The organism is Exiguobacterium sp. s168 (assembly GCF_018619035.1).
GTDB classification, from domain to species: domain Bacteria; phylum Bacillota; class Bacilli; order Exiguobacteriales; family Exiguobacteriaceae; genus Exiguobacterium_A; species Exiguobacterium_A acetylicum.
This window is the reverse complement of record NZ_JACSNE010000021.1, coordinates 1-25,620: the sequence shown is the minus strand read 5'-3', so window position 1 is coordinate 25,620 and position 25,620 is coordinate 1. Positions and strand designations below refer to the sequence as shown.

General features: G+C 48.0%; 24 protein-coding genes. 15 read left to right on the top strand and 9 right to left on the bottom strand.

Features of this window, described 5'->3' with window-relative positions:
* From KNQ15_RS11960 to KNQ15_RS11940, 5 genes are all read right to left on the bottom strand, one after another.
* On the bottom strand, nucleotides 1-297 hold the full coding sequence (locus KNQ15_RS11960; protein WP_029343220.1) for a metal-sensitive transcriptional regulator: 297 nt from the start codon (nucleotides 295-297) through the stop codon (nucleotides 1-3).
* Nucleotides 298-415: 118 nt separating this feature from the next.
* Nucleotides 416-1,951, bottom strand: a complete 1,536-nt coding sequence (locus tag KNQ15_RS11955; RefSeq protein ID WP_214729647.1) for a DHA2 family efflux MFS transporter permease subunit — start codon at nucleotides 1,949-1,951, stop codon at nucleotides 416-418.
* Nucleotides 1,952-2,210: 259 nt separating this feature from the next.
* Nucleotides 2,211-2,537: a bacillithiol system redox-active protein YtxJ gene (ytxJ, locus tag KNQ15_RS11950; protein WP_214729646.1), complete on the bottom strand. Its 327-nt coding sequence runs from the start codon at nucleotides 2,535-2,537 to the stop codon at nucleotides 2,211-2,213.
* A gap of 5 nt (nucleotides 2,538-2,542) precedes the next feature.
* Nucleotides 2,543-4,171, bottom strand: coding sequence for an acetolactate synthase large subunit (locus KNQ15_RS11945; RefSeq protein ID WP_214729645.1), 1,629 nt, complete (start codon nucleotides 4,169-4,171; stop codon nucleotides 2,543-2,545).
* Nucleotides 4,168-5,604 carry an NAD-dependent succinate-semialdehyde dehydrogenase gene (locus KNQ15_RS11940; RefSeq protein ID WP_214729644.1) on the bottom strand — a complete coding sequence of 479 codons (1,437 nt, stop codon included), beginning with the start codon at nucleotides 5,602-5,604 and terminating at the stop codon, nucleotides 4,168-4,170. Before KNQ15_RS11940 ends, KNQ15_RS11945 begins: the two co-directional genes overlap by 4 nt.
* 347 nt (nucleotides 5,605-5,951) lie before the next feature.
* Here KNQ15_RS11940 and KNQ15_RS11935 point away from each other — a divergent pair, with 347 nt between their 5' ends.
* From KNQ15_RS11935 to KNQ15_RS11885, 11 genes are all read left to right on the top strand, one after another.
* Nucleotides 5,952-7,652 (top strand): glycoside hydrolase family 13 protein, encoded by a 1,701-nt coding sequence (locus tag KNQ15_RS11935; RefSeq protein WP_251137680.1) that lies wholly within the window; start codon nucleotides 5,952-5,954, stop codon nucleotides 7,650-7,652.
* 504 nt (nucleotides 7,653-8,156) lie between these two features.
* Nucleotides 8,157-8,579 (top strand): YwiB family protein, encoded by a 423-nt coding sequence (locus tag KNQ15_RS11930; RefSeq protein WP_353048917.1) that lies wholly within the window; start codon nucleotides 8,157-8,159, stop codon nucleotides 8,577-8,579.
* On the top strand, nucleotides 8,569-8,988 hold the full coding sequence (locus tag KNQ15_RS11925) for a hypothetical protein (RefSeq protein WP_050677289.1): 420 nt from the start codon (nucleotides 8,569-8,571) through the stop codon (nucleotides 8,986-8,988). Before KNQ15_RS11930 ends, KNQ15_RS11925 begins: the two co-directional genes overlap by 11 nt.
* Nucleotides 8,989-9,043: 55 nt before the next feature.
* Nucleotides 9,044-9,481, top strand: a complete 438-nt coding sequence (locus KNQ15_RS11920; RefSeq protein WP_214729643.1) for an NUDIX domain-containing protein — start codon at nucleotides 9,044-9,046, stop codon at nucleotides 9,479-9,481.
* Between the two features lie 104 nt (nucleotides 9,482-9,585).
* Nucleotides 9,586-10,920 (top strand): alkaline phosphatase, encoded by a 1,335-nt coding sequence (locus KNQ15_RS11915; protein WP_214729642.1) that lies wholly within the window; start codon nucleotides 9,586-9,588, stop codon nucleotides 10,918-10,920.
* A 178-nt stretch (nucleotides 10,921-11,098) separates the two neighbouring features.
* Nucleotides 11,099-13,234 (top strand): (Fe-S)-binding protein, encoded by a 2,136-nt coding sequence (locus tag KNQ15_RS11910; RefSeq protein ID WP_214729641.1) that lies wholly within the window; start codon nucleotides 11,099-11,101, stop codon nucleotides 13,232-13,234.
* Between the two features lie 156 nt (nucleotides 13,235-13,390).
* On the top strand, nucleotides 13,391-13,759 hold the full coding sequence (locus KNQ15_RS16940) for a MerR family transcriptional regulator (RefSeq protein ID WP_149426685.1): 369 nt from the start codon (nucleotides 13,391-13,393) through the stop codon (nucleotides 13,757-13,759).
* A 36-nt stretch (nucleotides 13,760-13,795) separates the two neighbouring features.
* Nucleotides 13,796-15,112, top strand: coding sequence for a hemolysin family protein (locus KNQ15_RS11900; protein ID WP_023466825.1), 1,317 nt, complete (start codon nucleotides 13,796-13,798; stop codon nucleotides 15,110-15,112).
* Nucleotides 15,113-15,290: 178 nt separating this feature from the next.
* Nucleotides 15,291-16,967 (top strand): LytS/YhcK type 5TM receptor domain-containing protein, encoded by a 1,677-nt coding sequence (locus KNQ15_RS11895; RefSeq protein WP_214729640.1) that lies wholly within the window; start codon nucleotides 15,291-15,293, stop codon nucleotides 16,965-16,967.
* Nucleotides 16,968-17,059: 92 nt separating this feature from the next.
* Complete coding sequence (locus tag KNQ15_RS11890; RefSeq protein WP_214729639.1) at nucleotides 17,060-18,088, top strand: aldose epimerase family protein; 1,029 nt, start codon at nucleotides 17,060-17,062, stop codon at nucleotides 18,086-18,088.
* A 70-nt stretch (nucleotides 18,089-18,158) separates the two neighbouring features.
* Nucleotides 18,159-19,013, top strand: coding sequence for a DegV family protein (locus KNQ15_RS11885; RefSeq protein WP_058265493.1), 855 nt, complete (start codon nucleotides 18,159-18,161; stop codon nucleotides 19,011-19,013).
* Nucleotides 19,014-19,066: 53 nt separating this feature from the next.
* Here the strand turns inward: KNQ15_RS11885 and crcB (KNQ15_RS11880) are convergent, their stop codons facing one another.
* Together crcB (KNQ15_RS11880) and crcB (KNQ15_RS11875) are read right to left on the bottom strand one after the other, a co-directional pair.
* A complete protein-coding gene (gene crcB / locus KNQ15_RS11880) occupies nucleotides 19,067-19,417 on the bottom strand; it encodes a fluoride efflux transporter CrcB (protein WP_214729638.1) in 351 nt (116 codons plus the stop codon).
* Nucleotides 19,418-19,816, bottom strand: a complete 399-nt coding sequence (crcB, locus tag KNQ15_RS11875) for a fluoride efflux transporter CrcB (RefSeq protein WP_214729637.1) — start codon at nucleotides 19,814-19,816, stop codon at nucleotides 19,418-19,420.
* A 154-nt stretch (nucleotides 19,817-19,970) separates the two neighbouring features.
* Between crcB (KNQ15_RS11875) and KNQ15_RS11870 the strand changes: the two genes are divergently transcribed.
* The 3 genes from KNQ15_RS11870 (at nucleotide 19,971) to KNQ15_RS11860 (ending at nucleotide 23,241) form a co-directional block, all read left to right on the top strand.
* Nucleotides 19,971-21,440 (top strand): methyl-accepting chemotaxis protein, encoded by a 1,470-nt coding sequence (locus KNQ15_RS11870; RefSeq protein WP_214729636.1) that lies wholly within the window; start codon nucleotides 19,971-19,973, stop codon nucleotides 21,438-21,440.
* Between the two features lie 111 nt (nucleotides 21,441-21,551).
* Nucleotides 21,552-22,487: an NADP-dependent oxidoreductase gene (locus KNQ15_RS11865; protein ID WP_214729635.1), complete on the top strand. Its 936-nt coding sequence runs from the start codon at nucleotides 21,552-21,554 to the stop codon at nucleotides 22,485-22,487.
* 169 nt (nucleotides 22,488-22,656) lie between these two features.
* The gene (locus KNQ15_RS11860) at nucleotides 22,657-23,241 is read left to right on the top strand and encodes a DUF4352 domain-containing protein (RefSeq protein ID WP_052169407.1); all 585 of its coding nucleotides are present in this window, start codon (nucleotides 22,657-22,659) and stop codon (nucleotides 23,239-23,241) included.
* Nucleotides 23,242-23,292: 51 nt separating this feature from the next.
* Here KNQ15_RS11860 and KNQ15_RS11855 read toward each other — a convergent pair whose 3' ends face one another.
* Entirely contained in the window at nucleotides 23,293-24,075 is a 783-nt protein-coding gene (locus KNQ15_RS11855) for a nucleotidyltransferase domain-containing protein (protein ID WP_214729634.1), read from the bottom strand.
* A gap of 103 nt (nucleotides 24,076-24,178) precedes the next feature.
* Entirely contained in the window at nucleotides 24,179-24,529 is a 351-nt protein-coding gene (locus KNQ15_RS11850) for a winged helix-turn-helix transcriptional regulator (protein ID WP_214729633.1), read from the bottom strand.
* Nucleotides 24,530-24,650: 121 nt separating this feature from the next.
* Here KNQ15_RS11850 and KNQ15_RS11845 point away from each other — a divergent pair, with 121 nt between their 5' ends.
* Nucleotides 24,651-25,499 (top strand): VOC family protein, encoded by an 849-nt coding sequence (locus tag KNQ15_RS11845; RefSeq protein WP_214724902.1) that lies wholly within the window; start codon nucleotides 24,651-24,653, stop codon nucleotides 25,497-25,499.
* The last annotated feature ends 121 nt before the right edge of the window (nucleotides 25,500-25,620 follow it).

The window sequence follows — 25,620 nt, the reverse complement described above, 5'->3', positions numbered from 1 at the left end:
TTACTTTTTCAATCGAGCGATGACCGCCATCAATTCTTCGACGTAAGCGTCCGTACTGTCTTGACGGGTGGCAACTTCATGCATGCACATCTTGACATGGCGTTCGATGATTTGTAGTTCGACTTGCCGCAAAGCTGCTTGGATTGATGCCGTTTGCGTCAAAATGTCAATACAATACCGATCTTCAGCGACCATGTTAGCAATCCCGCGGACTTGTCCTTCGATGCGCTTTAGTCGTTTCATCAACGCATCTTGTTCTTCGTTCGTTCGTGGAACGACGGGATGATCGTGTGTCATAGTCGTACCTCCTTTGGTGATCTTGTTGTCATCTTTACTGTAACATATAGGTATGGGGGGTACCAGTATTTAGCTTAAGAAATAAAAAAACAGTCGCGAGAGGCGACTGCTTTTGTACTTATTGATTGGAAACTTGTGGTTTGACGATCGTTTCGTTTAATGAACGTTGATCGCTAATGATGTCTTCAGCTTGTGTCGCCCGTTTAATGAAGAAAGCAAGGACGAATGCTAGACCAGCAATGAACGTCGAGATGAAGAACGCATAGTTGATTCCGTCAAGCGTTGCTTGCATCGTAATCTGCTGTTTTAAAGCAGCAGCCGCTTCAGCTGTCGGTTGACTCGTCATGTTCTTCGCTGCTTCAGCCGCGAGTTCTGTTCCACGTGTCTTCGCATGCGTCGACATGATTGTAACAAGCAAGGCGGTACCAATCGCACCGGATACTTGTTGCAACGTATTGTTCATCGCTGTTCCGTGTGGATAGTAGCGTGTTGGTAACTGGTTCAAACCGTTCGTCGAGACTGGCATCATGACCATTGACATCCCGAACATCCGCAATGAATACAGGACGATCAGATGCGTATACGTCGTATCCATCTCAAGCTGACTGAAGTAGTAACTGGTAACGACTGTGATGAACAAACCAGTTAACGCAAGAGGACGACCACCAATCTTATCAAACAGTTTCCCGTTGATCGGTGACATGACGGCCATCAAGATGGCACCCGGTAACAGCATGAGACCCGCATCGAGTGGTGAGATACCGCGAATCGTCTGGACATAGATCGGAAGCAATAACATGCCCGAGAACATCGCCATCGTGACGACCATCGAGATGGCAGAAGACAAGGCGAACATCGGGTAACGATAAATCTTGAAGTTGAGCATCGGACGTTCCATATGGAGCTGACGGTAAATGAATGTCACGAGTGCGATGACTCCGACGATCAGCGCACCGTAGACGTGGAAGCTGTCCCAACCTTTAGAGCCAGCTGAGCTGAATCCATACAGTAAGCCACCGAAACCAAGTGACGAAAGTGCCACGGAAGCGAGATCGATCCGAGTGGCAGACCGTTCCTTGACGTCACGAAGTAAGAAGAAACCAGCGACGAGAACGATCAAGGCGATTGGTGTGATGAAGTGGAATAACATCCGCCAATCGTAGTGCTCGATGATCCAACCAGACAACGTCGGTCCGATCGCTGGGGCCCCCATCATGATTAATCCGAAGAATCCCATTGCGGTTCCGCGTTTTTCAATCGGGAAACTGACGAGCATGACGTTCATCAGTAACGGCATCATGATCGCAGAACCAGATGCTTGAATCATCCGTCCTGCGAGCAACACAGAGAAGACATCTGCGAATCCGGCAAGAATCGTTCCGGTCGAGAAGAGGGTCATCGCAAGTAAGAACAAGCGACGAACCGAATACTTTTGAATCAAGAAAGCAGATGTCGGAATTAAGACACCATTGACGAGCATGAAACCAGTCGACAGCCATTGAGCAGTAGCTGGTTCGATCGCTAGATCCTTCATGATTGAAGGAAGGGCGATGTTGAGCAAGGTATTATTTAAGAAAGCGATGAATGCCCCGATCATCAAAACGGCGAGGATGCCGTAAGGAGCTCGAGCTGTGTGAGTTGCACTTTGTTGCATGAATATCCTCCTAACTAAACTAACGGTACAGATTTCTATACGGTCGTTCTATCTGTAGTTTATCTTAATCCGATTTAGTTCGAATTACAAATAATAATAGCTAAGAAAGGTAATTTTATTTTTTATGTAGTTTTGAAAGCGTTTTTCTAAATGAGGAAAATGATTCGTAGGAAATAAAAAAGCGCAATCCTTCTCGTTAGAGGAAAATTGCGCTTTGTCTTCAGTTTGAAACAGCCAGAAGCTTGTTTCATAATTAGCGTTACTGAACGTTCGTTTCGAGTGCATCCTTTGTAATGTCGTAGTGAGATGCTGTCCAGACAGATTTGCCGTCCTGAATGAAAAGAACTTGTGGCGACTCATGTCGGACATTATAGTGTTCAGCGATGTGATTCGATAAGGTCCGAGCTTCTTGGACGAAAAGATACGCCGTTGGAACAGACGTTTCATCCGCGAACTTCGTATACTCCGAGAATCCTGCGGCACTGATCGGGCATGTCGTACTGTGTTTGCAAATCACGAACGCGGTATGTTCGGACGCAAATTGATCAAAATCAGAAATAGATTGCAGTTTACGTGGTTGTGTCATGTATATCACCCTCCATACGTCCGGAGACGTTCACTTAACTTTAGATTTTCCCGGTAATCGACCGGACAGTCAATCAAAACGGGTCCATCACTTGCAAATGCTTGGTCAAGACAATGTGCGAGGGAGCCATGTTCACCGACACGGAGACCGAGTGCGCCGAAAGCATGAGCCAGTTGAACGAGGTCTGGATTGTCAAACGTGATGTAGGACGACCGCCCATACGCTTGTTGTTGTTTCCATTCAATCAGTCCATAGGTACCGTCACGCCAAATCAACACGACAAGTGGAAGCTTCAAACGAACGGCGGTCTCGAGATCCTGACCATTCATCAAAAAGGCACCATCTCCAGCGGCACAGACGATTCGCCGGTCCGGATACAATAGTTTGGCTGCGAGCGCACTCGATAAACCATAGCCCATCGAAGCAAACCCGTTGGAAATGAATAATTGATCTGGACGTGTCGTTTGATAATGGCGTGCGAGCCAGACTTTGTGTGCGCCGACGTCTGAGAAGACCATGCCATCCTCCCCGACGGTTCGTTCGAGTTCACGAACGATACTTTGAGGGTGTAAAGGCAGGGCAAGCGAGTACGTTTCTTGAATTTCGTCGCGTAATTTATCGCGATCTTGTTGCCAGTCGTTCCACGCACGCTCGGGCAGTAAAGGAGTCAATACAGTCAGCATATCGACGAGTGGTCCGACTAGGTTCGCGACAACCGGATAATAAGCATCGATTTCGTGAGGATTTGTATCCAAATGGACGATCGGTGTCTTTTTCGGGTTCCATTTTTGCGGAGGTAACTCCGTAATATCGTAGCCCACCGTAATGATGAGGTCACTCGCATCGAGAATCCGCTGGTTGTAATCGACGTCTGGTAAACCGATCGTGTGTGCAGCGAGCGGATGGTGTGAAGAAATCGCTCCTTTTCCCATCATCGTCTCGACGACGGGAGCTTGAAGCTTTTCGACGAATGCTCGAAATGCATCGAGTGCTTGCTGCCGATGGATGCCAAATCCAGCAATGATGACCGGACGTTTTGCTCGTTCGATCAGACGTAAGGCATCGGGATCATCAATCGTCAAGGAATGGAGATGTGTTGGCGTGCTATCTTGTTGCAAGGGTGTCGCTGCTTGATCACGTTCTTGTTTTGCGATGTCTTCTGGAAAAGAGATATGGGTTGCCCCTGGTTTTTCGCTTTTTGCTGTCGCAAAGGCACGTCGAACGATTTCTGAAATGACCTCCGCTGACAGAACGGACGTACTGGACTTCGTGACCGGACGATAGAGGTCTACGAGATCAAACATTTGATGCGATGCTTTGTGTTGCCGTGCTGTCGCTCCTTGACCAGTGATCGCGACGACAGGGGAATGATCCATCGTCGCACTTGCAATACCGGTCATCATATTGGTCGCACCGGGACCAAGTGTCGATAGGCAGACACCCGGTCGTCCACTCAGGCGACCGAACATCGCTGCCATGAACGCGGCGTTCGTTTCGTGACGTGTCGTGATGAAGGTGATCGACGAACGACTGAGTGATTCGAGTAATGTGATGTTTTCCTCACCGGGAACACCAAAGATATGCGTGACGCCCTCTGCCTCTAAACATTGGACGAACCAATCCGCCGCGTTCACGCTAGTCCACCGATTGAAATGTACTTCGTCTCGAGATACGCTTCGAGTCCTTCACTACCACCTTCGCGTCCGAGACCGGATTGTTTCATTCCACCAAATGGTGCTTGCGCAGCAGAAGGAACGCCATCATTCCAGCCGACGATTCCATAATCAAGCCTCTCGATTGCACGAATGGCACGCGCGTAATCCTTTGTAAAGACGTACGAAGCGAGACCGAATGGTGTCTGGTTGGCGTAACGAACCGCTTCCTCATCAGAACTGACACGCTGGACGGGAGCAACAGGTCCGAACGTCTCCTCGTTCATGATCAGCATGCCGGGTTTTACGTCCGCGAGAACGGTTGCTTCATAATAATAGACATCGTTCTCCTCATCCGTCGTTCCTGTTCCGCCCGTGACGACTCGTGCACCAGCGGATGTCGCATCATCGACATGTTTTTTGACTTTATCGTAACCCGCTTTATTGATCATCGGTCCAATCTTCGTCTCAGCATCCAAACCATTTCCGGTCTTCAGCTTCGCTGTCTCTTGCCCGAGTTTTTCAACGAACGCATCATAGATCGAGTCGGATACGTAAATCCGGTTTCCGCAGACGCACGTTTGACCGCCATTACGGAATTTCGACTTAATCGTCTCAGCGACAGCTAAATCAAGGTCACAGTCATCAAAGACGAGAATCGGTGCATGTCCTCCGAGTTCGAGCGACATCGCCTTGATCGTCTCTGCTCCTTGAGCCATCAGCGTCCGTCCAACTTCGGTTGAACCAGTGAAGGTGATCTTATCGACATGTGGATGTGTCGCGAGTGATTCACCGAGTGCTTTCCCGCTACCTGTAACGGCATTAACGACGCCTTCTGGAATCCCGACTTCCTGACAGAGTTCAAGAAGACGAAGCGCGGTAAGCGGAGTCGCTGTTGGTGGTTTGATGACAAACGTACATCCGGCGACGAGTGCTGGAGCAAGCTTTCGGGTAATCATGGCCGCCGGGAAGTTCCATGGTGTGATCGCAGCAACGACACCAACCGGCTGTTTGATGACTTGAAGTCGTTTAGAAGCATCATGTGTCGGAATGACACGTCCATAAGCGCGTTTTCCTTCCTCTGCAAACCATTTGACGAAGTTTGCGGCATACTGCACTTCACCTTCTGATTCAGCGAGCGGTTTCCCCATTTCCAGCGTCATCAGGCGAGCCAGTTCATCTTTTTTCTCAATCATCTTCGCATATAACTTCTCGAGCAGTTCGGCACGTTCGTAGACTGTCCGTTTCGACCAATCAGGAAATGCCTTCCGTGCTGCTTCTACTGCGTCGTTGACGTCTGATTTTGTTCCGTTTGGTACACTACCGACGACTTCGCCAGTAGCTGGATTCGTAACATCTGTCCGTTCTCGTCCGTGATCTAGCCATTGTCCGCCAATAAAGAATTGTCCCTTCATCCTGAAAATCCCCCTTTTTTACATGCATTGGTAAGGGTATACCCGAACGAAGAAAAAAAGATTCACTTTCGGAAGGAAAGGTTATGCAAAAGGGTAGAAATCGACCGATAAACAGTGTAGGATAATTCAGTAAATGTAATGTAAAATGACCTGAAATATTCAGTGTGAACGAAGAGTGACAACCGTTGATGTGAAATGGTGGAATCACCCCCGAAACATTGACTTTAAAAGTGGATTTGATAAGATGAAGGTAGAGGAATTGCGCAATCGGTTGCGCTATGTATAGAAGTTAACTGACTAATGAAAACAACACCCCAAAGACTGACCTACGAGAGGATTCACGACACATGACACAAATGATACCGCGCCCTGAAACGGCCCAACAAACAATTACACGAGCTTGGTGGAAAGAAGCAGTTGCTTACCAAATCTATCCACGCAGCTTTTACGATGCAAACAACGATGGAATCGGCGATATTCCGGGTATCATCGCAAAATTGGATTATTTGAAGGATCTTGGCGTCGATGTCCTTTGGATTTGCCCGATGTTCAAGTCACCGAACGATGATAATGGATATGATATCAGTGATTATGAAGACATCATGGATGAGTTCGGTACGATGGCGGACTTTGATCTCTTGATGGAAGAAGCGCATAAGCGTGACATCAAGGTCTTGCTTGATCTTGTCGTCAACCACACATCGGATGAACACCCGTGGTTCCTTGAATCACGTTCGTCAAAAGACAATGAGAAACGCGATTGGTACATTTGGAAAGATGCCGTCAATGGTGGAGAACCGAACAACTGGGAAAGTATTTTCGGTGGATCAGCATGGGAATATGATGAAAAGACGGAGCAGTACTTCCTGCACGTCTTCTCTCGTCGTCAACCAGACTTGAACTGGCAAAACCGCGATATGCGTCAAGCCGTCTATACGATGATCAACTGGTGGCTCGATAAAGGTATCGACGGTTTCCGAATCGATGCAATCAGTCACATCAATAAGGATCAATCATTCGCCGATCTCCCGAACCCGCTTGGTATGCCGTATGTTCCTTCATTCGATATGCATATGAACGTCGAAGGCATCCATGCGTATCTCGAAGAGTTGAAGGATGAGACGTTCTCGAAATACGATATCATGACAGTCGGAGAAGCAAACGGCGTCACACCGGAAGAAGCGGATCTCTGGGTCGGAGAAGAGAACGGTAAGATGAACATGGTCTTCCAATTCGAGCACATGGATCTCTGGCGTGCAGATGCGGAAAAAGGAGTCGACGTCGTCAAACTGAAACAAGTGCTGACGAAATGGCAAAAAGGACTTGAAGCTACAGGGTGGAATGCGTTATACCTCGAAAACCACGATAAGGTTCGTTCAGTCTCCCTTTGGGGTGACGAGGAACAGTACTGGAAAGAGAGCGCGAAGTCGCTTGCGATGATGTATTTCTTCATGCAAGGCACACCGTTCATCTATCAAGGACAAGAGATCGGGATGACGAACGTTCAATTCCCGGACATCTCGGATTATGATGATGTCGCGACGAAAAACATGTACGACATGCAACTTGCTTCTGGGAAAACACATGAGGAAATCATGGAAGTCATCTGGAACTCGTCCCGTGATAACTCACGCACACCAATGCAGTGGACAAATGAGCAAAACGGTGGTTTCTCGAATCAATCTCCATGGTTTGGTGTCAACCCAAACTACGCGGACATCAACGTCGCGTCGCAAGAACAAGATGAAGATTCAATCTTGAACTTCTATAAACGAATGATCCAAATCCGTAAGATGGAAGAGACGTTGATTTACGGCGCGTACGATCTCATCTTACCGGAAGACACGAAAGTCTACGCGTATACACGGACGCTTGGTGACGAACAATTCTTGATCGTTACGAACTTAAAAGGCGAAACAGCAGAAATCGATACGGACATCATCTTGCACTCGGACAATATGTTGCTTGGCAACTATCCGACGATGCACCACGAAGGAACAGAACTCGTCCTTCGTCCATTCGAAGCTCGTCTGTACCGTGTGCGCTAATATGTTTTGAACGGATTCGAAGTACATCGAATCTGTTTGAGACTGAAGATAAGTGCAATTGTTCTCTAACGAGAAGGATTGCGCTTTTTTTTGTTCGTCTCGCATCGTTTTCCTGGGACAAGCATCGCGCCGCTTCGCTTCGCTGCAGGGTCGCTCTTGCTTGTTTTTCCCTAGGAAGCGATGTCGAGTGAACAAAACGCTTTTCTGATTCTCCTTCCGGTTATAAAGAAAATGACACGTTACACGCCACTCCTACAGGAAAAAGCGCAATTTTGCGCTGTCAAAGACAAACAAGACCCGTTTTCCTGCTCGAATGGAGCGGGAAAACTGGCTTGTGTCTCGCCTGAGGAAAGGGCGTGAAAAGGTGCGTCATTTTTTGAGTCAGTCCATTTGTCTACAATCTGGAACGGATTCGATGTACATCGGATCCGTTTTTTTGTTGCATGTAAGCAGAAGGTGCATCAGACGAAAAAATCGTGTACGCTAAACGATGAGGTGATAGAAGTGAAACCATTAAAGTACCCGGTGTCATTACGACAGGTGACGACGATCGAAGATGGTCCGATGCGTGAATCGGTCGAACTTAAGGCGGACGGCACGTTGTTCGAAACAAAAGACGGTTTTGCCGTGAAGTTCGTTCAGCCGGATGAACAACCGATCGATACGACGATCAAATGGTCAAAAGACCAGATTGCTTTGAATCGTAAAGGTCCTGTTGCGATGCATCATGTCTTCATTTTAGGAGAGACGACCAAAAGCCAGTATGGCAGTCAATTCGGTCAGATGTTGATGGAAACGGGCACGGAGACGATTGAGATGAAACCGCGGCAGATGCAGTTTCGCTATACATTAAAGATGAATGGACAAGCAGTCGGTACGTATACGATTAATTTAACTTGGGAACGGAGTGAGACGAATGGCATTTGAACAAACAGTACGTCAAATGGAGCAGATGTTGGAAGAGGAATGGTTTGAATGGCTCGAGAACGATGAGCCGCGCTACAACGAATGGCGTGATCAACTCGAAGGACTCGCAGAGCAGGTCATCACGGAATACAATCCGAAGGTCGACCCGGAGTCCATCGATACGCTACTCTTAATCAATGAAGAATTACCGGTCTTATACGGCGAAGATACCGTCATGCTGTATACAGCGCTCTTGAAAGCACGTCAGGAAGACGATCAAGTATACGAGCGTTACTTGACGATCCTTGGTGCGTTCGCGGACGAACAGCATCCAGCAATCCGTGAAGTCGAAAAGTTAGTCGCGAAAAAGGATTATAAAAATGCCTTCGCACGTGCAGTCCGTCTACCACAGTCGCTCGGGTTAGAATAAACATTCAGTGGACCATCTTGTTTTAGGCAAGGTGGTCTTTTTAGGAGGAAGCGTCATGTATCCACTCTATCGAATCATCGTCGCGATCATCCGCAAGGGCGATCAACTGCTCATCGTCAATAATCAATCGGGTCAGGAGAAGCGCTGGAGCTTACCTGGTGGACAGATTGAATCAGGAGAGACACTCGAGCAAGCACTTCGTCGCGAGGTGGAAGAAGAAACCGGCTTGACGGTCACATCGTCGTCGTTTGCTTTCTTAACGGAGAACTTCATGCCGACCTATCAAGCGCACAGCCTCGTGACTTATTTTGATTGCGAAGTGAGTGGTGTACTTGATCCAAATGATCCCGATGAAGAAATCATTGAGACGAAGTGGATCGATCAAACGGAGTTAGCGGAGTACATCACGAGTGAAGACGTCCGTCTTCCGTTATCGACATATTTAGAAGAACAGCACAAAGGCTATTACATGTTTGAAGAGATGAAGTGGTAACTCGGCTGTCATCGTTTCTTTACATTCCTTAAAGCAGTCTCCATCGTTCATTTACATTCGCTCGGTATGATGAAACCATCATCGGGAACAGGGAGGAAACGCAAATGAACAAGAAATGTATGGCGACAGGTATTCTCGGTACAGTGCTTATGACGGGAGTTGCGGGCTATACATATGAATCGGCTCAGCCAGTCGAGGCAAAACAAAACACGAAACAAGCGAAGGTTAAAAATGTCATCTTCATGATTCCGGATGGTTATTCGGCTGCCTATGCAACGAATTATCGCTGGTATCAAGGAGGCGAGGAGACGGAACTCGACGGTCATTTAAAAGGAATGATGCGGACGTATTCGGCAAACACGAAAGTGACCGATTCAGCAGCTGCCGGAACGGCGATGGCAACAGGAACAAAAACAAACAACGGAACAATCGGTATGGATCCAAGTGGAAAAGAAGTAGCGTCTATTCTTGATCGGGCGGATCAAGCAGGCAAAGCAACAGGACTTGTCTCGACATCAGCCATCACCCATGCGACACCAGCTGTTTTTGCATCGCAAGTCGCAACGCGTGCGAATGAAGCGGACATCGCGAAACAATATATGGATGAAATGAAAGTCGACGTCTTACTTGGTGGCGGTCAGAAGTTCTTTTTTGATCAAAAGAATGGTGGCGTTCAAGAGGCTGGTAATCTAGTGAAGAAAGCAGAACGAGCAGGATACCAGTATGCGGATTCACTCGAAAGTCTGAATGAGACGGATGGTCGTAAAGTTCTTGGATTGTTTGCAGAAGAAGGAATGGCACCAGAATTGGACCGGGAAAACACGAATCAACCGAGCCTTGCGACGATGACGTCGAAAGCCCTGCAAACATTGAAGAAAGACCGCGATGGCTTCTTCTTGATGGTAGAAGGAAGTCAGATCGACTGGGCGGGTCATGCGCATGATGCTGCTTGGGCGATGAAGGATGCAGAAGCGTTCCACCAGGCAGTCGAAAAAGTGCTTCGTTTTGCAGCAAAAGATAAACACACATTGGTCGTCGTCGCCGGTGACCATGATACAGGTGGTATGTCCGTCGGTGGATACGATGAGTACGTAGCGAAACCAGAAGTCTTGAAAAACGTCAAGGCGACGGGGAATGAGATGGTTCGTCAGTTCAACGACGACTTATCGAACATCGCCTCTGTCGTCAAACGAGAAACGACGTTTGATTTGACGGCTGAAGAAATTCAGACGTTGCAAAAAGTAGATGCGAAGAAACGCGTCATGACATTGAATGAGATAATCAGTAAACGAGCGTATGTCGGCTGGACGACTGCCGTGCATACAGGTGTTGACGTTCCGCTCTACGCGTACGGTCCACAAAGCGAACAGTTCAGTGGGTTGCATGAAAATACGGACATCCCTGTTCTGATGGCCAATACAATGAAATTAAAAAAATGACGTATTGGACGTGATTAAATCAAGCGGTGGATGATCCACCGCTTGATTTTTTTTTGAGTACGTATCTGCTTGTGTGACGCAGTAAAAACTAAATGAAAAAAATGAATGAATAGCCATTCATTATATGCTATACTCATTTCAACACAACTGCTTTAGGGGGAAAGGGGTTTGTTCGAACATGAATACGTTTTTACTCATCAACTGGATTGCCTTCCTACTCGTCATCGGCTATGCGGGCTATCTGTTCACGTCACTCGTCAAAAGTCGTTATGCCGCTATTAAACGGGGGAAAAAGGCGGAATGGACACTGACGAACAAAGAACGACTGGACGCAGTCTTAGTCAACGTCTTCGGTCAAAAGAAATTATTAAAAGATAAGAAAAGTGGCGCTATCCACGTTATGATGTTCTACGGCTTCTTACTCGTTCAATTCGGAGCGATCGATTTTATCTGGAAAGGACTCGCCGTCGGTCAGCGTTTTCCGCATGTCCCACTCGGTCTGCTTTATCCGATTTTTACATTCTTCCAAGAAATCGTCATGCTCGTTATCTTGATTGCTGTCGTTTGGGGATTTTATCGCCGGTACGTTGAGAAACTCGTCCGCTTGAAGCGGAATTTCATGGCAGGTCTTGCGTTGATCTTCATCGGTGGTTTGATGGTCGCCGTCCTGTTCGGAAACGGCTTCTTCCTTGTCTATGAGAATCATTCGACGCTCGGTGAACCGGTTGCTTCAAGCATCGCGTTCTTATTCAGTTGGGTGCCGGAATCGGTTGCGTTTGGATTATTCGTTTTCTTCTGGTGGGCACACTTACTGTTCTTACTTAGCTTCATGGTTTACATCCCGCAAGGTAAACATGCACACTTGATTGCCGGTACAGCAAACGTCTGGCTCGGTCGAACGTCGAAAGTCGGGCGTTTGGCACCGATTGATCTATCGGTCATGGAAGAGGCAGAAGACGACGAAGCGGAATTTAGCTTCGGGGTCAACCGAATCGAAGATTTCAATCAGAAACAGCTCGTTGATCTATATGCCTGCGTCGAGTGTGGACGCTGTACGAACATGTGCCCAGCGAGTGGAACGGGGAAGATGTTGTCGCCGATGGATTTGATCGTTAAATTACGGGACCATCTCAACATGAAAACGGCAGCCATCACACAGCGCTCGCCATGGGCACCTGCCTTTGCGTTCGAAGGATCGCAAGGAAATCAAATCGCTTCACTCGCAGCAGCCGGACAGATGGATATCGTTCCAGATTCATTGATTGGGAACGTCATTACAGAAGAAGAGATCTGGGCGTGTACGACGTGTCGGAACTGTGAAGATCAGTGTCCGGTCATGAACGAACATGTCGATAAGATCATCGACCTCCGTCGTCATCTCGTCATGATGGAAGGCAAGATGGATCCGGAGATGCAACGGACGATGGCAAACATCGAACGTCAAGGTAATCCATGGGGGATGAACCGGAAAGAACGCGAAAACTGGCGGAAAAACCGTGATGAACTCGTCGTTCCGACAGCAAAGGAGAAGAAAAAAGCGGGCGAAGACTTCGAGTACCTGTTCTGGGTTGGTGCGATGGGATCGTACGATAACCGAAGTCAAAAAATCGCGATGGCGTTTGCGCGTATTCTAAACGAGGCAGACATCTCGTTTGCGATTCTAGGAAACGATGAGAAAAACTCAGGAGATACACCGCGCCGGATCGGGAACGAAGTTTTGTTCCAGGAACTCGCGGAAGCAAACATTAAATCATTTGAGAAATACGGCGTCAAAAAGATCGTCACGATTGATCCGCATGCCTACAATACATTTAAAAACGAGTATCCCGACTTCGGACTGAGTCCGGACGTTGAAGTCTATCACCATACCGAATTGCTCGCACGACTGATTGACGAAAAACGGATCACACCGCTCCATGAAGTCAAGGAGCGTGTCGTCTATCACGATTCGTGTTATCTTGGTCGTTACAATGATATTTACGACGCACCACGTTATATTCTCGAGAAGATTCCAGGCATCACGCTCGTCGAGACGGAACGCAACCGGGAAAAAGGGATGTGTTGCGGTGCTGGTGGCGGCATGATGTGGCAAGAAGAAAAAGTCGGCGCACGCGTCAACGTCGCACGGACGGAACAATTGTTGACGGTCCAACCGTCTGTCATTGGGTCAGCATGTCCGTACTGTCTGACGATGCTCAGTGACGGCACGAAGGCGAAGGAAGTCGACGAGGCGGTTGCTACGTACGATGTCGTTGAATTACTAGAACGCTCAATCGTCGGTATACCAGTCGAAGAACCTGTCGTAACCGTATGAAAAAGTGGGATGAAACGATTATTCTCGTGCGAACGGGAGTAGTCGTTTTTTTTCTCTGAAAAAGCGCGACGTTTTACTGTATGGTTTTGACATGATAAGATAAGAGAACTAGCTATAGAAAGGAGGTGAGAATCTTTTGGGAAGGCGTTACTTCGAATCGGTCAGGTCGCGGAGACCACCGGCTTATCAAAACGAACGATCGATTACTACACATCACTCGGTCTGTTAACACCAGAGCGTACCGCGTCTGGCTACCGTCTGTATGACGAATCGGTCATTCATCAAATCGAAAAGATTGAATATTTGAAGTCTCAACGACTTTCCCTGCAAGAGATTCTTGCTTCTTTTACGGAACGGGAACAAAAAACAGGGGAGACGATTTATCAGGAAGTGAAACAACTTCAGGCGACGGTTGAAGGACTCGAGCAGCGTTTGTTGTATTCGACGGACGTCGAAAAACAAGCGATCCGCTTAGAACTGTCCCGACGTCTGACATTGATTGCTTCCTTGATTGCACAGCTTTAATACAAAACAATGGAGGTGACCCCTGTTTAGGGGATTTTGGATACTATATTATTCATCAATTTATTTTTAGTGGTCTTGTTGATTGCGTTGACGGCGTTTTTCGTCGGATCGGAATTTGCTGTCGTTAAGGTTCGGATGTCGCGTTTGGATCAAATGATTCAAGAAGGGAACAAAAGTGCCGTCCTCGCGAAAAAGATCGCGGGCGATCTCGATTACTACTTGTCTGCCTGTCAGCTTGGTATCACGGTCACGGCACTTGGTCTTGGGGCACTTGGTGAACCAACCGTTGAAAAGATCTTGCATCCTGTCTTCGACGACTTCGGGATCTCTGCTGCTGTTTCGACACTCTTGTCGTTTGGTATCGCATTCGTATCCGTAACGTTCTTACACGTCGTCATCGGTGAACTCGCTCCGAAGACGCTTGCGATTCAGTATGCAGAACGCATGACATTGTTGTTTGCCCGTCCACTTTATGTGTTCGGTAAAATCATGTACCCATTCATTTGGTTACTCAACGGTTCAGCGCGCTTATTCCTCGGTCTGTTCGGTGTCAAACCAGCAGGGCACGAACAAGCCCACTCGGAAGATGAATTGAAAATCATCATGGCGCAAAGTTTCCAAAGTGGTGAAATCAACCAAACGGAACTTGCCCTCATGCAAAACGTCTTTGCGTTTGATGAGCACATCGTCAAAGATTTGATGGTGCCGCGGATGCGGATGGAGACGATCTCGGAACGTTTGACGAAAGATGAACTGATGGAAATCTTCATGGATAATCCGTACACGCGTTACCCGGTCACAGAAGAAAACGATAAGGACCGGATTCTCGGATACGTCAACGTCAAGGAAGTCTTGACGGATTATGCGAACGGCAATGAGCATCCGGTGACGCATTATATCAAGGATTTACCGGTTGTTTCGGAAGTGACGTCGCTTCAAGAGACACTTCGCAAGATGAAACGGACCCGGACCCATCTCGTTCTCGTCGTCGATGAATACGGTGGAACGGCAGGTCTCGTCTCGATGGAAGACTTACTCGAAGAAATCGTCGGTGAAATCCGTGATGAATTCGACGCAGATGAAGTCGAAGAAATCGAACAGGTCAAATCGGACGAGTTCCTACTCGACGGTACAGTCTTGCTCGCTGACTTGGAAGAACGTTTCAATATTCGTTTTACGAATGTCGAAGATGTCGATACGATCGGTGGCTGGATTCAGATGCATAACATTGATCTTCAGCCAGGTGAGCATATCGATACACCAGACTTCTCCGTCGAGGTGATGGAGATGGAGAACTATCAAATCAACCGCGTCAAGATTTGGTTGCATCCAGCTGAACAAGCAGAAGCATAAGATGGTCGGTTCCTCATGGAGGAGCCGGCTTTTTTATATCACATCAGTCAAAAAATCAAGAATAGACGGATTGTGCGAACTTTCGGTAGTCGTGATAGGAGAATGCAGAGAGGAGCGGGAATGTAATCTAATACGACTTTATTGTTGATTCGCGTCCTATGAAACGAGGAGGTATTCCGTGCTCGAGCAGATCCCATTCTTACTGAGTCGTTTAGGTATGTTAGCACTGTTAGCCTTTTTATTGTCCCAGTGGCGCATTTCCCGATACATATTCAAGATGGACCGCGGAATGAATCTTCCACTGCTCTTTGCATTCGTGTCATCCGGTATTTTGATGAACTACGCAGGAATTGAACTTTCGCAAGATACGACGATTGATCCGTTACTCGGATTAGCTGTCGAAAAGGATGCCTTGTTGCTCGATACCCGACTCGCTGTCATCGTGACGAGCGGATTGATTGGTGGACCAGTGATCGGCGGCATCACGGGATGTTTGGTTGGTTTACACCGCTACGTACTCGGTTCGTTAGGGGCAGAAGCCGGTTGGATCATCGCCATGCTCGCTGGACTTGCGAGCGGCTGGTATCGAAAACGCTGGCGCTTGCATGATGGTTATGCGCTCGTTCCACCAATCGGTATCGTATTGACGGCATTATTGTTCGAAAGTGGGATTACATTATTACTTGCCCCTGATACAGCGGAGGCACTGGATTTGATGAGTCGTGCCGCTTTTCCGTTACTGTTCGCAAACATATGTGGGGTCGTACTGTTCATCATGATCTTACGGACACAACTTCGACTCGAAGGAGCACTCTTCGTCCGCCAGACCGAGCGATCCGATCGTCTACTGCAAGCATTACAACCCTTACGAAAGCAGGGATTGACTTCGGAAGTCGCACGGCAGATCGGAGCGACGTTATTGAAGGAGACAAAGATGCAACGGATCGTCGTGCTCGGGGCGACAGAGGTCGTCATCGATATGACGGACCAGCAACCAGCAGTCTGTGGCGAGCAACCGAGACGTGAGGAACAACGATGGATCGAAGCAGAAGAACCCGTCCGACAGGAAGACGAGCAGACGGGACAAATTCTCAGTTTTCATCCGATGCGCATTAACGGTCAAAAGGCAGGTGTCATCTGTTACTTTTCGAAAGACCTATTTGACGACACCGTCGAGCGGATGACGGAACAACTCGTCCGTTTATTAGCACGAGAGCTACACATGCACCGAGAAGATCAGTTGCTCCGGTTAAACGGAAGAAAGATGAAACCGATGTTACACGTCAGCTATCTGAAAGGGATCATCGAAGAAATCCAGCGGACAGCTGATCCGGGAACTCCTGTGAAACATCAACTGAATGCGCTGCTTCAACTGTTGACGACAGCGACGCGGCATGATGAACATCCACTACGCGAGGAACTGGCGACCTTGAAGGCCTATTTATCACTAGAAGGAACACGACGTCGCCCGAATCAACTGACCTCCGCTGATATCACGGTTGATCTTGATATCGAGACCGCTGTTGAAGAATACTTCGTCTTTCCATTCCTTGTGACACAGCTCGTCGATAATGCACTACGTCATGCATTCGTAAAGGCAGGACGACATCACCGGATTGATGTCCGTGCCTTCAAGACGACGACAGACTGGGTCATCGAAGTTACGGATAATGGGCAAGGTGTACCGCCTGCTGTGATGCAACAACTGAATCAAAAGGAAGCGGGTGATTCGAACCTGTTTCTGATTCGACGCGCATTAGACGTGACATACGGTCCGACTGCAACATTACACGTCCACTCGATCATCCATCAAGGGACTCGGATCGAAGTGCGATTACCACTTCCGTCTCTGTAACAACAATGGTCTTTTGCCATTGTTGTTTTTTTGTCTCGTTCCGAGGGTAAATACGAAAACAGGAAAATGTATCGTACAGGAGGAAGCAAATGATGATTACGACAACAGAAGTAGGGCAACTAGGAGATCAGTCCTTGCTACGATTCACGTTACAGAATGTGCATGGGCATAGTATCGATATCTTGAACCGAGGCGCAAAAATTCTTGCCATCCGGGTTCCGGATCAACATGGAATGATCGAAAATGTCGTACTCGCGTTTGACGACCTATCAGAATACCAAGATGATCCGCATCACTTAGGCGCCACGATCGGACGCGTCGGCGGACGAATTGCGAATGGTGCGTTTGCGCTAGAAGGAATGACGTATGTACTCGAACAAAATGAGGGTGAACATCACCTCCATGGAGGAAGCGAAAATTGGGCGAACCGAATGTTCACGCACGAAATCAACGACGACAAACTTGTTCTACGTTTAGATAGTCCGAGTGGGGAGAACGGCTATCCGGGGCACTTGTCGTTCACGCTGACGTTCGAATGGACGGACGAGAACGTCCTGCATATCCATTATGAAGCGGAGACGACAGCTTCGACACCATTCAGTCCGACGAATCATACGTACTTTAACTTGACGGGTGAGGCGAAGACGACGATTGAACAGCATCTGTTACGAATGGATGCACCTTTTTATGTTCCGTTGACGAAAGATGCGGTACCGACCGGTGATATTCTCCCGGTGACAGACACCGTCTTTGATTTTCTCGATACCCGTCCCCTGCATGAAGTGACACATGCATCAGATGAACAACTCCGTCAAGCAGGTAGTGGGGTTGATCATCCCTTCCTGCTTAGAGAGGGTGGAGAAATCGTTCTCGATGAACCAATCAGCGGGCGGCGATTGCGCGTCGTGACGGATCAACCGGGAGTCGTCGTCTACACCGCTAATCATTTGTCGGGCGAGTTTACGATTTGTGGAAGACGAGCAACCCCATACCTCGGAATCTGTTTTGAGACACAAGGATTACCGGATGCGATCAACCAACCGAATTTTCCTTCCGTCGTCTTGCATGCCGATGAGCACTATCATAAGCGTACATCGTTTCATTTTCAGATGATGTCATGACGTTTCTTGCGATTTCCACTTCTGTATATGGTAGGATAAAGCGAGAAGAATCTAACGGAGGCTAAGGAAAATGACTAAAATAGCATGGGTGACCGATAGTATGGCCTATTTCACGAAGGAAGAGGCAGAAGCGATCGGCGTCAATGTCGTACCGATTCAAATCTTACTCGGTGATACGGCGTATCAAGAGAATGCGATCACGGTCGAGCGATTGTTCCGTGCCTTAGATGCGGACAAAAAGCTGATTGCCAAAACATCACAACCAATCTTTGGGGAGTTCGTTGGAACATATGAACGTCTGAAAGAAGAAGGCTATGACTGTGCCATTGCAGTGCACTGTACGAATGGGCTCTCAAGTACCGTCCAAAGTTCAGCATCAGCAGCGGAAGCAGCCAGTTTCCCGGTTCATATCATCGACTCGCATACAGCGTTTGAGAACCAACAAGAGTTCATTCGTTACGGGATGGAGCTCGCGGCACAGGGGAAATCCGTCGAGGAAATCGTCGCAGCCTTACAAGCGTTGACGAAAAAGACCCATTTCTATATGATCGTCGGTAATATGGAAACGATGCGCCGGGGTGGACGTGTCTCATCCGGTGACTTGTTCCTTGCGAACCTACTCAGCATCAAACCGATCATCACGACGGATGAAGCAGGAAAAATCGTACCGTTCAAAAAAGCACGTTCTTTAAAGAAAGCTTACATCGAAATGGTTAAACAAATCGATGAATCGATGCGTCAGCACACGTTCTATAAGAACCGGATTTATGTCGCGACGACGATGGCACCGGAAATGGCAGCGGAACTGCGGCAGCAAGTCGCAGCGAAGTTCCCGGATTTGACGATTCTCGAGGGCACGTTCGGACCAGCAATCGGGACGCATGCCGGAGCAGAGACGGTTGGTCTATTCTGGATGAATGATTAAATTAAAACGGATACGACAAGAGGCGACGGATTTTCCGTCGCCTCTTGTTTTGTTCAAGCTGTAAGTGTGATTCCAAGGAAAGCTGCAAGAATTCCGAAACCGTAGCTTGAGATGAGATAGAGGGTAAGTACTTTACGATTTCCGTCCTGAAATAACTGCAACGTCTCGATTTTGAACGTTGAGAACGTTGTAAATGATCCAAGGAAACCGGTACCTAAGAGTAACGTCCATGTCGTATCCAGATGCGCACCGATGACGAGACCAAGCAAAAACGAACCGATTACGTTAATCAGGAACGTCGCTAGTGGAAATTCATGTTTCCAAAACGTCTTCATCCATTGACTGACAGCAAAGCGACTGATAGCACCACAAAAAGCACCGATGGCGAGGGCGAGTAATGTCATTCAGTCACGTCCTTTCGTCACGTAACGCAGTCGTCTTGTCCCAAGAGCGTAACCGAGATAAGACAGGAACAGACCACCAAATAAGCTGACGAGCACGTAGAGAAGCGCATCCGCTAGATGACGTTCGTTGAGTAACGTCACGGTCTCGACGCTAAATGTCGAAAACGTCGTAAATGAGCCGATGAAGCCTGTTCCGATGGCAGTGATCACATATTGATGCAAGAGTTTCGTTTGAAATAAAAAATGTGTCGCATAGCCGAGCAGAAAGCTACCGATCAAGTTGATCGCAAGCGTGGGCCACGGGAACGGACCAGTCGTAAAGTCGCCAATCAGCAGTCCGAGTCCATAACGTGCAGAGGCACCGAGAATACCTGCGAGACCTACGAGTACATACAGCATAGGAATCCTCTTTTCTAAAAAAAATCTACGTTAAACGTACTCCTGGTTTTAAGAAAGCGTCAAGAAAAAAAGTCATCCGAGGAACTTAACGATTGAATTCATTCTGCCGATAAACAATTGTATGACTTTACTATGATGAAGGAGTTTGAACAAGATGGTATCTGCCCTCGAGCAACAAAGTACAAAGATTTTATCCCGTCTGATTGCAACGTTGATTACAATTGCGCATCCGTTGATTTTCGTATTTGCCCAAATGAATTATGTTCCCATCAGTGTGTTCTATCAGTTTTTAGTCGGTGGTCTGATTTTGACGGTCGCGTTGCTTGTCGGCAACCGCCTCCTCGGACATCGTCCGAGCGGGAAATATGTTCAAGTGACATTAACGTATCTCGTCCTCGCCTTGGTTTTGACGACATTACCGTCCCCAAGTATCTGGACGATTGCTTACCTTTATTTGACGATTTCAATCGTCTATTTGATTCCGCGTCTCGTCGTTCTGGCTGGGATTTTCGGACTACTTGAAATGGCGTTATTCACAGCCAACGGAACGATTGTCTTTACGAAAACATTCGACTTGATCGTCGCGTATGTCATCTATTTGATGATCTTCTCAGCGGCTGTCTTCGTTGCCGTTTTTGGACGAAACGTCATGCAGGCAGTTCGTCAAGAACAAGAGCGATCGGAAGCTTACGCGGCAACGTCGCAAGTCGCCCTTGAGCAAACGGCAGCAACAGCAACGGAAGTAACGACGTTCACAGAAGAGATGAGTGAAACGGTCGACGCGGCGAAGGATTCTTTCAGTCAGGTTGATATGGCGATGCAACAGCTGGCACATGATGCAGCAGGAAGCGTCCAAGCGATTCGTGAAATTCGCCAATTGAATGACCAGCAAGTCAACCGGATGGAGGATGTGACGGTTTCAGTCGATCGCGCCCTCGAGCGGAGTTCCTCATCGCGGACAACCGCTGAACGAAGCAGGCAGACGATTGGTCTAGCTGGACAATCCTTGCAACAATTGACGACGAGCATGGATGAGTCGGTCACGTCGTTCGGACAGCTCGCTGGACGTTTCCAAGAAATCGTCGCGATTACGTCGAGCATTAATGCAATTGCGGCTCAGACAAACTTGCTCAGTCTTAACGCGTCGATCGAAGCAGCCCGCGCTGGTGAGTTCGGAAAAGGCTTCACGGTCGTCGCGCAAGAAATTCGCAACCTGTCAGCGCAGACGGCAGAAGCGTCAAAAGAAATCAATGCGATTATCGAACGTGTTGATCAGGACGTCACGCAAACCGGTAACTCGATTCATGCCAGTACGACACTGTTACGTGAGCAGGAAGAGCGGATGGCAGAGAGCCAGTTAGCGTTGCAAACGATCGAAACAGATGCAACGGAAGTCGTTGGTTCGATCCAGTCGGCGCAGACCCAGTTCGCGACGATGACGAACAGTCTTGTTGCTATCACGACAGCAGCCGGTCAACTCGACACGTTCATGAACGCCTTGCTCGCACAAAGTGAGTCGTTATCCGGTCTGACACGTCACCAAGTCGGTCAAGTCATGGAACTGCAACAGGCGATTCATGCCTTGAACGAGACGGCATCCACCCTTCAGCAAACGAATGGCTAAGAAACAGCTCCTCATCGATCGATGGGGAGCTGTTGTGCATCTTCAGACTGTTTGTCGGTGGAACGGACGGGGAAGAAGATAGGGAACGAATATTGAAGGAGGAGTCAACGGATGAAGGCAGCTTACATTGAACAGTATGGTGGATCGGAACAATTCAAGATTGGAGAACTGGAAAAGCCAGTCATCGGACCGGATGATGTCTTAATCGAAGTCTATGCCGCGAGTGTGAACCCTGTCGATTGGAAATTACGCGAAGGCTACTTGCGTCAGATGTTGAGCTACGAAATGCCGCTCGTCATCGGTTGGGACGTTGCTGGCGTGATTCAGGAAGTCGGAGCGAACGTCTCCGATCTTCAAGTCGGGGACGCCGTCTTCAGCCGTCCGGAAATCGCTCGTCAAGGAACGTATGCGGAGTATGTTGCAGTCGATGCGCATTTAGTTGTGAAAAAACCAGAATCGCTCAGTTTCGCAGAAGCAGCGTCTCTACCACTCGTCTCGCATACAGCATGGCAGGTCATGTTCGAAGTGATGGATGCGAAGCCGGGTGACCGGATCTTCATTGGTGCTGGATCAGGGGGTGTCGGAACCGTCGCGATTCAACTCGCGAAAGCGAATGGTTTGTACGTTATTACGTCAACAAGTACGAAAAACGTTGACTGGGTAAAAGCACTTGGAGCCGACGAAGTCATCGACTACAAACAGGAAAATCCGGCGGATCGTGTTCGCGACGTCGATTTTGTATTCGATACAATGGGCGGCGACAAGCAAGGGGAACTGTATCAGATGCTGAAGCCGAACGGCATGCTCGTCTCGATTTCTACACCACCGGATGAAGAGCAAGCGAAGCAACATAATGCACGATCTGCATATGTCTTCATGCAACCGACCGGTGAACGTTTGCGGCATATCGCTAAAGCGGTCGAGCGTGGCGAGCTACAACCTGTCGTTGATCGGATTTTTGATCTGGATCAAATCAAGGAAGCACATGATTATGGCGAAGAAGGGCACGCAAAAGGAAAAATCGTCATCCGGGTCAAAGGAGAATAAGGAGCAAGAGAGCGCTGAATTCAGCGCTCTTTTTTTTGTGTTGTCAATCTATTTTTCTAACCTGAAACAAAAAAAGACCTGGTTAAAAAAGTGTAAAGGATAAGGGGTTGCTTCTTCCTATACTAGGGCTATCAGACGTGAGTCAGCCACATTAAAAGGAGGAAGTAACATGAAAAAAGGATTGAAGTGGGCAGGAATTATCGTGATTGGCGCAGTCATTCTCGGGAATCTAGGAGATGACGAAGAACAAGGAGCACCGGAGAAAAAAGTAGAGGTCGAACAAGAAGCAGTCAAATCAGAAGCAAAACCCGTGAAAGCAAAAGCAGCGGCGAAGCCGGTCAAGAAAACCTATGGCATCAACGATCAGGTGAAGGTCGGGAAACTGACGTATGTCGTCAATGACGTCAAGATGGTCGATTCGTTGTCGAACGTCCTCGGCGAAAAGAAAACGTCAGGACAATTCTTAGTCATCGGGTTGACGATTCTAAATGGAGACAAGGAAGAACGGTTCGTCGACAGCAATATGTTTAAAGTCAATGTCGGCGATACGGAATACTCAGCCGATACGGAACTTGATCTCTATGCAAATGAAGACGGGATGGGCTTCTTCTTAGAGACGATCAATCCGAACATCGAAAAAACCGGCAATATCGTCTTTGAATTACCGAAACAGGTCAAAAATCCAATGCTTGAAGTCTCATCTGGCTTTGGCTGGGCAGGTGGACAATCGAAGGAGATTCAATTGACACGATGATTAGTGAGCAGACAAAGGAGTAGCGGGCAAATGCCTGCTACTCCTTTGTCGTTATCGCTTTAATTGTTGGATCGAGAGTTCAGGCGTTAATCGATCGAGTAAAGCGAGCGTCTCTGGATGAGAGGCAAGCGTCTGGTCGAGCGCGTTTCGTTCAGTTTCTAAACAAGCCAAATAACGTTGAGCCGCTTCAGCGTGCGTTGCGGGTGTCAGGACGTCATAGATTGCTTCAAGCGCAAAGCGTGGATGGTCTGGCAATGTCGTCGGAATCGTCTTTAATCCGAGTTGCGCTCGTTCAGGAGCATGATGATGGAGCAAGACTTTCGCGAACTTGATCAAGGCGCTTCGGAGCATCTCGACTGCCCATAAGTCATTTCCCCGTGCTGCTGCTTTTTTATATTGAAACAAGAACCAGACAGCATCGATTGCTTCATCGGTCGCTTCTTGAGCAGAAAGCGTTAAGTCACATGTATTAGTAAAGTCCATCAACTGTTCTTGTGGATCATACAAGACACGCAATTGATCCTTGTGGTTCAGCGAATCGAGCGTCACCGTGAATAAATCGATATGTAACAAATCATCATAGACGACGATCATTTGTGGTGCGATGATGTCGATCTCATCTTTCCAGATGATTGAACGATAAGTAGAAAGATGGGACAAACGACGCGATAAGAATTTTGTTTGACGTTCTTCTGAGACGAGACAGTACAAATCGATGTCTGAATGAACATCTTCTTCTCCCCGCCCGAAGGATCCTTTCAAGAAGATGGCTTCGACTGCAGGATCTTGTTTGAGTCGAGCAACCAGTTGCTCGATCGCATGAAGTTGATGCATAGGAACTCATTCCTTTCCAAAAACAGAAGTCTATTACGTCAGTATACGTGATAATAGACAGTTTATTCCATAAAAAATGAGAAATCACATCGAAATGGATTCCTCATTGGGAAGCAGAAGCGAGTTTTTCTTTATGTTCAAGATGAATGACATGTTGTTCACCCCATGCATTGATCGCGTCAAGAACAGGAATCAGTGTCCGTCCATAGTCCGTCAGTGAGTACTCGACGCGGGGGGGAACTTCCTGATAAATCTCGCGATGGACGATATCGTTCAGTTCAAGTTCACGCAGTTGAGCCGTCAGCATCTTTTGCGTAATGTTCGGTAATTGTCGTTTCAGTTCACTGAAGCGAAGCGTTCCGTGTGTAATCAAGACGAGTAAAATCGACGGCTTCCATTTTCCGGTCAAAATTTCGAGTGCTGTTTCGACGCGACAGCTTGGTGTCTCTTCCATCGGTCTTCCTCCTTCATGGTATCGTTTAGGATACTATACCACTTATTCGTGCCTACTTCCGCTTCGATCGCTTCCGCGTAATAATAGGGGTACGAGCTATTTCATTGAAGGAGGAAACAACATGTCGATTCACCCACAGATTACACTCGGTCCTGTTCGTTTACGCGTCACGGATCTCGATCGTTCTATTTCATTTTATACAACGTCACTCGGATTACGTGTGCTGACGCAAACGGATCAGCTCACAGTTCTTGGCGCGCAAGATACACCACTCGTTGAGCTTGAAGTCCATCCGAATGCCCGTCGTTTCCCACCGAACTCGGTCGCCGGGTTATATCATTTTGCGATTTTGCTACCAAACCGAAAAGAACTCGGTTTCGTCATCCGGAATTTGATCGAACAAGGGATCGAGATTGGTCAAGGTGACCATCTCGTCAGTGAAGCGTTTTATCTGTCGGATCCAGACGGGAACGGGATCGAAATTTATGCCGATCGTCCACGTGAGACCTGGACGTACGAAGCAAACGGAGACGTCAAGATGACGACGGATCCCGTCGATTGGCAAAGCATGCTCGTCGAAGCGGGAGAAGAAGATTGGTATGGCATGCCGAACGATACGGTCATGGGACATGTCCATTTCCACGTCAAGACACTCGAAGCAGCGCGGTCATTTTATGTCGAGACGCTCGGCTTTGACGTTGCCGCTGACGCTTCGCGAATGCGTGCGTTGTTCGTTGCTGCGGGCGGTTACCACCATCATATCGGTCTGAACGTCTGGTCGGGTGTCAATGCACCAACGAATCCAGAAGATGCGGTCGGACTTGTCTACTGGACGCTGCGTTATCCGAATCAAGAGACGCTTCAAGTAGCGATCGAGGCGTTGAAGTCTTCCGCTTATACCGTTACCGATCAAGCAGGCGATTTCTATGTCACCGATGATGCTGGGATTACCGCTCGATTGACAACGTAACCGAAAAAAATCCCCTTACAGTGAAAACACTGTGTGGGCTAACCTAAAATTTTGAGACAATATAAAACACCTTCGGAGTGGTACACTTTTAAAAAGTACTAACATCGGAGGTGTTTTTGCA